Source organism: Caulobacter sp. GW456-12-1-14-TSB4, assembly GCF_059424195.1.
The window spans coordinates 260,234-270,869 of record NZ_JBWKZF010000005.1 but is presented as its reverse complement, the minus strand read 5'-3'; the positions used below and the strand labels follow the sequence as shown (position 1 = coordinate 270,869).

Below are 10,636 nucleotides of genomic sequence, written 5' to 3'. Positions count from 1 at the left end.
CCCCATCCCCAACCCTTCCCCATCGAGGGGAAGGGAGCTGAATGATCAAGACCGGAACGCCGTCCGCCGCCAACCATTCCTTCTGCAGGCACAGGAGAGACGCCATGACCGATGTCGACAACGGATACGATGAGCAGGACGGCGCCGAGGCCATGGACGATGACGTCATCGGCAAGGACGGCGAGTTCCGCACCTTCGAGGAGCTGCCCGACGTGCTGGACGTCACCCAGGCCGAGGGCGACGAGGATGACGACGACGCCTTGATCGGCGAGGATCTCGACGACGACGAGATCATCGACCTGGAGCAGGACGAGGACGGCGATTCCGACGACGAACGCCCGGAGGTCTTCGACGGCGAATAGGTCTCGCCGTTCTCCGCCGTCAGGCCTCGGCGCACGAGGCCTTGGCGGCCTCCAGGAAGCGGATCACGGCCAGTTCGAAGGCGCGGGACGAGCGGCCGGGCTTCAGCGGCAGCACGCCCTGCTGATAGGCCTCCAGCACCAGCGGGTGGATATAGGACCCCCGGCAGACGGCGGCCGTATTGCCCAGCAGGCCCGCGACCGCCTTCACGCAGGTGTTGACGTTGCGCTTGGCCTCGGTCGCGCTGCCGGCCTTCGGGACGAGGCACAGGGCGCGGGCGGCGGCCAGGGTGCCGGCCCAGGTGCGGAAGTCCTTGGCCGAGAAGTCCTCGCCCATCGCCGCGCGGATATAGGCGTTGACGTCGGCGCTCTCGACCGAGCGCCTTTGACCGTCGTCGTCGAGATACTGGAACAGGCGCTGGCCCGGCACGTCCTGGCAGGCCTTGACGATGCGGGCCAGGCGCCGGTCGCGGAAGCCGGTGGTGTGGACCACGCCGCTCTTGCCCTTGAACTGGAACGTGCCGCCGACGCTGGACAGCTTGGCGTGCCGGTCGCGCAGGGTGGTCAGGCCGAAGCTCTTGTTCTCCTTGGCGTAGGCCTCGTTGCCGACGCGGATCAGGGTCAGCTCCATCAGCCGCACCACGGCGGCGACGACCTTGTCGCGAGGCAGCCCCCGGCGGGCGAGGTCCTTCTCGACCCGGGTCCGCAGCTTGGGCAGGGCGCGGCCGAAGGCGATCATGCGGCCGAACTTCAGGCCGTCGCGGTCGCGCCGCCAGGCGTCGTGATAGCGGTACTGCTTGCGGCCCCGCTGGTCGCGGCCGGTGGCCTGGATGTGGCCGCGCGGCGAGGGGCAGATCCAGACGTGCGTCCAGGCCGGCGGGATGGCCAGGGCGCGAATCCGCTCCAGCGCGCCGGCGTCGTCGATTCGCGCGCCGTCCGGATCGCGGTAGTCGAAGCCGTCGCCGCTCTTGATCCGGCGCAGGCCGGGATCGTCGTCATTGACGTAGAGAAGGCCGGGCGAGACCGGCGGAAAATCGACCGTGTCGCGTGGCATGTCGCCAGCCCCTTTTTCAGCGCTCCGTCGCCGGATCAACGGCGGGCGCGAGGGGCGGTTCCGAATGCGAAAAGGCCCGCGATGCGAAGTCGCGGGCCTTTCGAAAGCGGTACTGAGTGGAGGGTCTTACGGAGCCTCGTCGTCCACCATGGCGCGGACCAGATCGACGACCCGGCGGCGCAGGCGACGATCCGACAGGCGCGGGAAAAGGCTAGCCAGTTCCAGGCCTTCCGGCGTCGAGACGAACTCGGTCATGCGCTGGGCGAAGCCGTCGTCGATGCCGCCGTCGGTGTCCTCGAGGCCCTCGAAGAAGTAGGAGACAGGGGCTTGCAGCAGCTTGGCCGCGTCATACAGCTTGCTGGCGCTGATGCGGTTGGCGCCGCGCTCGTACTTCTGGATCTGCTGGAAGGTGATGCCCAGGGCGTCGGCGACTTGGGTCTGCGAAAGTCCCATCATCTTGCGGCGAATTCTCAGCCGGGCCCCTACATAGAGATCAACAGGGTGGGCCGGTTCGGCTGCGGCTCGATCGTTCATCCGCCTTGGATCCATTCAGCGCCGCGACAGCGGCCTCACTCAAGTGTTAACGGATATAGACCGAGCTTGGCTGCGACGTCACGTGCGCATGTACACGGAACTGGGTCTTCGCGCCAAAGTGTCGCGATGCATGGTTTATCGTTAATGGTGAATTTTAACCTCCCGGCTTCTGTACGGGGCTTGACGTTCAGGCCCTCGAGAGGTGTTTGCGCCCCATGAAACTTCATTCGGGCGCATGTGTCGCCGTGGCCGGGGCCGGGGCCCTGGGATCAGCCGTGGCGCTGCGTCTGGCGCGGGCGGGCTTCAAGGCCACCGTCTTCGATCCGGCCGCGCCGGGCGACAACGCTTCGGGCGTGGCCGCCGGCATGCTGGCGCCGGTCAGCGAGGCTCTGTTCGATCCGGCTTCGCGCGATCACCTGCCGATCATGCGCCGAGCGCGCGATCTGTGGCCGGCCTTTGCCCAAGACCTAGGCATCCCCTTGGGCCGGACCGGTGTGCGGTTCGAGGGTTCCGACGCCTGGCGTGGCCAGGTCGGCGAGCGACTCACCGCGCTGGGCCTACCGGACGCCGACACGGACGAGGACTGGCGGGTCGAGGCGCGGGCGACGCTGGACATCCTGCGCCGCGCGGCCGAGGCGGCCAGGGTGCGGTTCGAGACCGGCGCGGTCGAGGGCTTTTCGCCGGGGGCTCTGATCCTGGCTGACGGCCGCACCGAAGCCTTCGACGCCCTGGTCCTGGCGACCGGTCCCGGAGCCCGCGACGGCCGCTTGGCGCCTGAGACCAAGGTGCTGGCGCCGATCAAGGGCCAGATCCTGCGGGTGTCGGCCGAGGCCGGCGAGACAGTGGTGCGAGGCGAGGGCGTCTATCTGGCGCCGGGCGAGGACCTGGCGATCGGCGCCACGATGGAGGCTGGCCGCGACGACCTGCTGCCCGACGCCTCGGCGACGCAAGGCCTGCGTGCGGCGGCCTGGGCCCTGCGGCCGGAGCTGGATCTCGACGCCGCCAAGGTCGAGGTCGGGGTGCGGGTCACCACGCCGGACGGCCTGCCGCTGGTCGGCTGGAGCCAGGCGCCCGGCGTCATGCTGGCCGTCGGCGCGCGCCGCAACGGCTGGCTGCTTGCGCCGCTTGTGGCCGACATGGTCGCGGCGTATCTGAATGGCGATAACCCGGGCCCGGACGCCGCCGTCATGGACGCGCGCCGTTTCGAGAAGTCCGAGGGCCAAAGCAACGCAGGGGAGTAGGACCGGATGTCCGGATTCTGGTTGACCGAAGAGCAGGAAGCCATCCGCGAAGGCGTCGCCAAGGTGTGCGCGGCCTTCGACGACGAATACTGGCGCCGCACGGACGAGACCGGAATCTTCCCCGAGGAATTCGTCGCCGCCATCGCTCAAGGGGGATGGCTGGGCGTGGCCATGCCCGAGAGCGTCGGCGGCGCGGGCCTGGGCCTGACCGAAGCGGCCGTGATGATGCAGACCGTGGCCCAGTCGGGCGCGGGCTTCTCGGGCGCCTCGGCCATCCACCTCAACATCTTCGGCCCGATGCCGCTCGTGAAGTTCGGCACCGACGAACAGCGCACCCGCCTGCTGCCCCGGATCATCTCGGGCGAGGACAAGATGTGCTTCGCGGTGACGGAGCCGAACTCGGGGCTCGACACCTCCAGCCTGGAGACGCGGGCCGAGAAGGTGGACGGCGGCTATCGCCTGAACGGCCGGAAGATTTGGACCACCGGCGCCCAGCGCGCCAACAAGATCCTGATCATCGCCCGCACCACCCCGAAGGACCAGTGCGCCAAGCCGCACCAGGGCCTGTCGCTGTTCTACACCGACGCCGAGAAGATCGAGGCCAAGCCGATCCCGAAGATGGGCCGCAAGGCCGTCGAATGTAACATGCTCTTCATCGAGGACCTGTTCGTCCCGGCCGAGGACCTGGTCGGCGAAGAGGGCAAGGGCTTCGCCTATCTGCTGCACGGTCTGAACCCCGAGCGGGTGCTGTTCGCCGTCGAGGCCATCGGCCTGGGCCGTGCGGCTTTGGCCAAGGCCACCACCTACGCCAATGAGCGGATCGTTTTCGGCCGGCCGATCGGCAAGAACCAAGGCGTGGCCCATCCGCTGGCCAAGTCGTGGGCCGAACTCGAGGCCGCCAACCTCCTCGCCTTCAAGGCCGCCGCCCTCTACGACCAGGGCAAGGACTGCGGGGCCGAGGCCAACGCCGCCAAGTACCTGGGCGCCGAGGCCGGCTTCCACGCTTGCGAGAACGCGGTCCTGGCCCATGGCGGCATGGGCTACGCCAAGGAATACGACGTCGAGCGCTACTTCCGCGAAGCGATGATCGCCCGCATCGCGCCGGTCAGCCGCGAGATGATCCTGAACTTCATCGCCGAGCGCGTGCTGGGCTTGCCCAAGAGCTATTAGAATGATGGCCGGGTCGCGGAAGGCGCGACCCGGCCGCCGTTTCAGCGCCGGAGGGTGGGTGGCTAGCCCGCGCTGAACCGGATCGGGATGCGGACGGTGGCGCCGTCCACGGCCTGGCCGTTCTCCATCTGCGGCTTCATCTTGAAGAAGCGCGAGATCTTCAGCGCCGCATTGCCAAAGCCCTCATCGGCGGGCGTTTCGGAGGCCACCACGCAGTCGCGGACCGTGCCGTTGATCGCCACCATGCAGCTCAGCGTCGCCGAGCCGGACAGACCACGCCGCTGAGCGCTTTCCGGATAGTAGCGCGAGACCTCGTCGGCGGAGGGCGTGCGCAGCCAGTTGGCGCGGGTGATCAGCTTGGGCTGCGGCGGCGCGGGCGGGGCCTGTGGCGCGGCCGGGACGGTCGGCAGCACCGGCGGGCCATCGACGGCGGGGCCTGGCGGGATATCCAGCGGCTTGACCGGCAGCGGATCGGGCGCTGGGATCGGCGTCGGAACCGGCGTGTGCAGGCGTAGCTGGTTCTGCGGCGGCGGCTGGTTGGTCTGCGGAGGAGGCGGCGGCGGCTTCGGCGGGGTGTAGGTTGGCTCGAGGATGAAGCCTGGATCCTCCTGCGCCATCGGCATCGGGGTGACGTACTTGGTGTAGGCCAGGTAGCCGATCAGTCCCAGGTGCGCGGCGACCGAGACGGCGATGCCGATGACCAGCACCTTGGACGGCTTGCGCGGCGCATCGTCCAGGCCGGGGATGCCCGAGCCGCTGGGATGGAGAGCCAGGTTCATGTCGATCTCCTACGCGTAAATTACGTTTGTAGGATCAGGTCATCACGAACGCTCCAGGCTGTAAATTGACAATCGTAATCTGCGTGACGATTTGTCTTACGCTTGTAAGAATGAGTGCGACATGTCGTCATCTGGGGACAGGGCGTTAACGTGGTTAATCGTGAATTAACCATGATCGCCGACTCCTGAGGCCCATGCCCGCCGTCAGTTCCATCCGCAGCGTCGTCGAGTCGGCGATCCAGCGCGCTTCCAGCGCGACCGGGGTCGACTTCACGTTCCTGATGGGCACCGCCAAGCGCGAAAGCGGGTTCAACCCGGCCGCCAAGGCGCGGACCTCGTCGGCTTCGGGCCTGTTCCAGTTCGTCGATCAGACCTGGCTGTCCACGCTGAAGAAGCATGGCTCCAAGTACGGTTACGCCCGCTATGCCGACCTGATCACCCAAGGCTCGGACGGCCGCTATCGGGTCGAGGGCGACGAGGCCCGCAAGGCCGTGCTGGGCCTCAAGGCCGATCCGCACGCCGCCTCGCTGATGGCCGGTGAGCTGGCCTCCGATCATGCTTCGTATCTGCGGGGCCGGGTGGGGCGCGACCCGACCTCCGGCGAACTCTACGCCGCCCACTTCCTGGGTCCGGCCGGCTCTGCTCGCCTGATCCAGGCCGCCACCGCCTCGCCGGGCGCCAGCGCCGCCGCCATGTTCCCGGACGCGGCACAGGCCAACAAGTCGATCTTCTACAAGGACGGCCGCGCCGCCACGGTGGGCGAGGTCTACGCCAATCTGACCAAGACCGGCGGCGCGACCCGCGTCACGGACCAGGCGCCGGTCAAGCTGCCCGAGGGCGATCAGGGCTTCATGCAATATGCCGGCGGCCGCCGCCTGGAGCGCATTCGCCAGCAGGAGGCGATGGTCGATCTGATCCTGCGCGGCTCGCAGGACGTCGGCAATCCGTTCGGCGGCTCGGACAACTCCAACATGGGCGGCGGTCAGCGCCTGGCCAGCTCGATGTTCTCGGCCGAGATGCTGCGCGTGCTGGCCGACGCCAACGACAAGGTCAACCAGCGCTGACCTTGGTCAGTTCCGCGACCTGATCTTCCGACCACCCCAACGCCCTGAACACCGCCGCCGTGTCCGCGCCCAGCTTCGGCGCAGGGCCGCGCGGGCCGTCCTCGGACCCTTGAAAACGCGCCGGCGCGGCGGGGGCCTTGAACGTGCCGCCCACGCCGTCGGGAGTGTCGACGAAGCAGCCCGCCGCCTCGGCCTGCGCGTCCACGGCCAGCTCGCGCGGCGTCTGGTAGGGCGCCCAGGTGATGTCGCCGGCGTCCAGCGCTTCGGCGGCGTCGTCATAGGCCATGGCCCCGAAGGCCTCGTCCAGGATGTCCACCAGCGCCTGGCCATTCTCGCGGCGGGCTTTGGCGTTGGCGAAGCGAGGGTCCTCGACCAGTTCAGGCCGGCCGGCGGCGGCGGCGATGCGCGGCCAGTCCACCGAGCCCTGGCGGGGCAGCAGGCAGATCCAGCGGCCGTCGGCGGTCTTGTAGAAGTTGGCCAGCGGCTGCAGCGCCTCGCGCCGTCCGCGCGTCGAGGCCAGCTTCCCGAAGCGCAGCTGGATCGCCATGTCCGAGCCGATCGCATAGACGCCCGTGCGCAGCAGTGAGGTCTCGACCAGTCGGCCAACGCCGGTGTTGGTGCGCTCGTGCACGGCCGCCAGGATCGCCGACACCGTCGCCAGCGAGGTGACGTGGTCGCCCATGCCCGTGCGGATCGGGAAGGGCTCGGTCCCCTTCGGCGCGGTGATCGACCCGACCCCGGCGCGGGACCAGAAGGCCGCTACGTCCATGCCGGGCTTGTCGCGGTCCGGGCCGGTCAAGCCATAGCCCGTCAGGCTGCAATAGATCAGGCGCGGATTGACCGCTTTCAGCGCCTCATAGTCGAGGCCCGCGCGCGCCAAAGCTGCGGGTCGGACATTGGTCAGGAAGATGTCGGCGGTGGCCGCCAGGGCTTTCAGGGCGTCGCGGCCCAGGTCGGAACGGATGTCCAGAACCACGGCCTTCTTGCCACGGTTGTCGAGCTCGAAGATCGGGTTGGCGTCCTGGTCCGAGCCGATGGTGTCGAAGAACCGCCGCATCGGATCGCCCTCGGGCGACTCGACCTTGATCACCTCGGCGCCCCAGTCGGCCATGATCCCGGCCGCGCCGGGGGCGGCGATATAGGTCGCCAGCTCGACGACCCGCAGTCCCTCCAGCATCGCTCTCTCCCTTTTTCTCGTTGAGACGAGTGTGGGGGAGGGCGAGGAAAGGGGGAAGGCTTACCTTAGGACAGAGACCGTCAGGCGGCGGCGCGATCGTCGCGACGGTCCAGGGCGGCGGCGTCGGCCAGGGCTCGGGCCACGCCCGCCACGCTGACCGGCTTGCGCAGCATGATGTCGGCGCCCGCTTCCAGGAAGCCGGTGGCCTCCTCGCCATCGCCGTCGATGATGGCGACGATCGGGGCGTGGCGGTTGGGACCGTCGCCCCCGCGCAGGCTGGCGGCGGCGGCCGGGCCGTCCATCACCGGCATGCGGTGGTCCAGCATCAGGAGGTCGAATTCGGCAATCCTGGCCAGGTCGGCGGCGCGGCGGCCGTTCTGGGCGTGGACCACCTGGTGACCCAGCTGCTCGAGGATGGCGCGCAGCATGGCCGCGTTCAGGGCGTCGTCCTCGGCGATCAGGATGCGCATGGCGCGCGGCGCGCCCGAGGTCTCGGCCGCGACGGCTTCCAGCTCGCCTTCGTCCAGTTCGCATTCGGCGGCCGAGTCGAAGGGCAGGATCAGCGTGAAGCAGCTGCCGACGCCCACGGCGCTGCGGGCCTCCAGCGTGCCGCCCATCAGGCGAGCCAGCTGGCGCGACAGCGACAGGCCCAGGCCCGCGCCGTTGACGCCGGCCCCGGTGCGCTCGACGCGGCGGAAGGGTTCAAACGCCTGCTCGATCTCCTCGACCGACAGGCCCGGACCGGTATCGGCGACCTCGATGGCGATCTGGCCTTCGCGCAGTTCCAGGCGGACCTCGATACGGCCGCGCACGGTGTACTTGACCGCGTTGCCCAGCAGGTTGGCGATGATCTGGCGGGTGCGCAGGGCGTCGGCGACCACAGCGCCCTTGTCGCGGCCGCGCAGCAACGGATCGATATGGACGGCCAGTTCCAGGCCCTTGGTCGCGGCGTGCGGCTTGTCCAGCAGGGCCAGGTCCTGGACCAGGCGGACCGGATCGAACGGCTGGGCCTCGACGCTGAGGCGGCCGGACTCGGCGGTCTCGCTGTCCAGCGTGGCGTTCAGCACCGCGATCAGGTCCTGGGCCGCGTCGAGGGCGGCGTTCAACTGCTCGCGCGACGGCGCGGCGCGGCCGCCCTTGCCGGCGGCGGCGGCCAGCACGTGGGTGACGCCGGTCAGGCCGTTGCGGATTTCGTGGCTGAGGGTGGCGACGATGTCGGACTTCGACCGGGCGGTGCGTTCGGCCGTCTCCAGCACCCGCAAGCGCTCATCAACCATGTGCTCGTGGCGGACGGCCAGGTCGTGCTGGCGGCGGAACATGCGGTTGAGGATCAGGGCCAGGGTCAGGGCCAGGGCGGTCGCGCCCCAGGTCAGCTCGCCCAGCTCGCGATTGCCGGAGAAGGAGACGATCAGCGGGCCAGCCGCCGCGATCGGCGCGACGATCAGCAGGCCGACCAGATAGGGCGCGGCGAAGAAGGCGCACAGCACCGCGCCGGCCGTGGCCAGCAGCAGCAGCGGCTCGCGGGCCGGTCCGGCGCCCAGGGCGAAGATCGAGACCTGCACGGCGGCCAGGGCCCAGAGCACGCCGCCGATGACCTGCACGCGGGCTCTACGGTTAAGATCTTGCGACGCTTCGTCGCGCAGCCAGTTCACCACCGCGTAGAAGAGGCCCCAGTTGATCGCGAACACGGCGAAGCTGGCGGTCATCCAAACGCGGTTGGCGGCGAACGATCCGATCCACACGAAAAGCGGCAGGCTGACCGCGAAAACCCCAAGCGCGTAAGGCAATAGCGCGGCCTGGGCGTCCAGGGCCTTGGCGAGGTGCGCGCCGTCCGTGGCAATGTCTCTTGGGCGGCGCTCGGCGAGCAAGGTCGCACTCCTCGTTATTGAGAGCGCACCTTAGAGCGTCGTGGTTTGTACCCGGTTACGGGGTATCGTTAATCCACAGGTACGAAGTTCAAACAATCATTAAGCCTAACCGTCGAGGATGTGACTCCAAGTTCCTCCGTCCCATTCCCGACGTCCCATTCCCTACGTCCCACTCCCTACGTCTTTGGCAGGCGAACCATGGCCACCACCCGCGCCGCACTCACCGACTCCGACATCCGCATGCTCGTGAAGGGCGCGACGCCCGACGAGCGGGCGCTGGCCGCGCACAAGCTGTGCCGCAGCATCGATCGCGGCGCGCTGAGCGACGAGGATCGCACGGTCGCCCACGAGATCCTGCGGGTGATGGCCGCCGACGCCGCCGAACTGGTCCGCCGGGCCATGGCCGTCACCCTGAAGAATTCCATGGCTCTGCCGCCGGACGTCGCCAACCGCTTGGCCCGCGACGTCGACAGCGTCAGCCTGCCGATCATCAGCTTCTCGCCGGTGTTCACCGACACCGACCTGGCCGAGATCGTTCGCGTCGGCGGCGCGGTGCGCCAGAAGGCCGTCGCCAAGCGTCCGAAGCTCTCCAGCCGCATCACCACCCTTTTGGTCGAGCAGGGTGACGAGGACGTGGTCGCCACGGCCTGCGCCAACGACAATGCCCGCTTCTCGGAAGTGGCGCTGCAAAAGGCCCTGGATCGCTTCGCCAAGTCGGAGAGCGTGCTGCAGGCCGTCGCCTATCGCACGGCCCTGCCGCTGTCGGTCAGCGAGCGCCTGATCGACATGGTCGGCGAGCAACTGCGCGACCACATCCTGGCCAGCCACGCCCTGTCGGCCGAGCGCACGATGGAGCTGATCCTCGGCGCCAAGGAGCGGGCGACGATCGACCTGGTCGACCAGGCCGGCCGCGCCGCCGACCCCAAGGCCTTCGTGGCGCACCTTGCCAAGGTGGGCCGCCTGTCGCCGTCCCTGGTCCTGCGGGCCCTGGCCCATGGCCATATGGGCTTCTTCGAGTGGGCCGTGGCCGAGCTGTCGGGCGTGCCGCACCACCGCACCTGGCTGATGATCCACGACGCCGGCCCCCTGGGTCTGAAGGCGATCTGCGAGCGTGCCGGCCTGCCGCCGCGCCTCTACTCGGCCTTTCGCGCGGGCGTCGACGCCTATCACGGCCTGGAGTTCGATGGCGGCGCCAACGATCGTGCGCGCTTCCAGGAGCATATGATCCAGCGCTTCCTGACCTCGTCGCACACGGTCTCGCGCGAGGACAGCGAGTACCTGCTGGAGCGCATGGACCGCAGCGCCAACCGCCGGCGCTCGGATCGCGACAAGGATCAGGGCGCGGCCTAAGCGCCTCAACCAAACGGATGTTCGAAAGAAGTCTGGGCAA

The 10,636-nt window shown here is 68.9% G+C and carries 10 protein-coding genes; 5 read left to right on the top strand and 5 right to left on the bottom strand.

The genetic code is table 11. The features are described 5' to 3' along the window. Positions 1-104: 104 nt before the first annotated feature. Positions 105-362 (top strand): hypothetical protein, encoded by a 258-nt coding sequence (locus AC07YH_RS07290; RefSeq protein WP_494746324.1) that lies wholly within the window; start codon positions 105-107, stop codon positions 360-362. Between the two features lie 19 nt (positions 363-381). On the opposite strand, the gene AC07YH_RS07285 is transcribed toward AC07YH_RS07290, so the two are convergent. Continuing rightward, positions 382-1,413, bottom strand: coding sequence for a DNA topoisomerase IB (locus tag AC07YH_RS07285; protein WP_494746323.1), 1,032 nt, complete (start codon positions 1,411-1,413; stop codon positions 382-384). Between the two features lie 126 nt (positions 1,414-1,539). After that, positions 1,540-1,947 (bottom strand): helix-turn-helix domain-containing protein, encoded by a 408-nt coding sequence (locus tag AC07YH_RS07280; protein ID WP_494615040.1) that lies wholly within the window; start codon positions 1,945-1,947, stop codon positions 1,540-1,542. 215 nt (positions 1,948-2,162) lie between these two features. On the opposite strand from AC07YH_RS07280, the gene AC07YH_RS07275 reads away from it, so the two are divergent. Continuing rightward, entirely contained in the window at positions 2,163-3,188 is a 1,026-nt protein-coding gene (locus AC07YH_RS07275; RefSeq protein ID WP_494746322.1) for an NAD(P)/FAD-dependent oxidoreductase, read from the top strand. 6 nt (positions 3,189-3,194) lie between these two features. After that, entirely contained in the window at positions 3,195-4,358 is a 1,164-nt protein-coding gene (locus AC07YH_RS07270) for an acyl-CoA dehydrogenase family protein (RefSeq protein WP_494746321.1), read from the top strand. A 62-nt stretch (positions 4,359-4,420) separates the two neighbouring features. On the opposite strand, the gene AC07YH_RS07265 is transcribed toward AC07YH_RS07270, so the two are convergent. After that, complete coding sequence (locus AC07YH_RS07265) at positions 4,421-5,137, bottom strand: energy transducer TonB family protein (protein ID WP_494746320.1); 717 nt, start codon at positions 5,135-5,137, stop codon at positions 4,421-4,423. A gap of 194 nt (positions 5,138-5,331) precedes the next feature. Here AC07YH_RS07265 and AC07YH_RS07260 point away from each other — a divergent pair, with 194 nt between their 5' ends. Then, positions 5,332-6,201 carry a transglycosylase SLT domain-containing protein gene (locus tag AC07YH_RS07260; protein WP_494746319.1) on the top strand — a complete coding sequence of 290 codons (870 nt, stop codon included), beginning with the start codon at positions 5,332-5,334 and terminating at the stop codon, positions 6,199-6,201. On the opposite strand, the gene AC07YH_RS07255 is transcribed toward AC07YH_RS07260, so the two are convergent. Both AC07YH_RS07255 and AC07YH_RS07250 read right to left on the bottom strand, forming a co-directional pair. Then, positions 6,188-7,378: a CaiB/BaiF CoA transferase family protein gene (locus tag AC07YH_RS07255; RefSeq protein ID WP_494746318.1), complete on the bottom strand. Its 1,191-nt coding sequence runs from the start codon at positions 7,376-7,378 to the stop codon at positions 6,188-6,190. The two genes, AC07YH_RS07260 and AC07YH_RS07255, sit on opposite strands and share 14 nt — an antisense overlap. Positions 7,379-7,458: 80 nt before the next feature. Then, positions 7,459-9,246 (bottom strand): ATP-binding protein, encoded by a 1,788-nt coding sequence (locus AC07YH_RS07250; RefSeq protein WP_494746317.1) that lies wholly within the window; start codon positions 9,244-9,246, stop codon positions 7,459-7,461. 198 nt (positions 9,247-9,444) lie between these two features. On the opposite strand from AC07YH_RS07250, the gene spbR reads away from it, so the two are divergent. Next, positions 9,445-10,596, top strand: coding sequence for a pole-localized protein SpbR (gene spbR, locus AC07YH_RS07245; protein WP_494746316.1), 1,152 nt, complete (start codon positions 9,445-9,447; stop codon positions 10,594-10,596). The last annotated feature ends 40 nt before the right edge of the window (positions 10,597-10,636 follow it).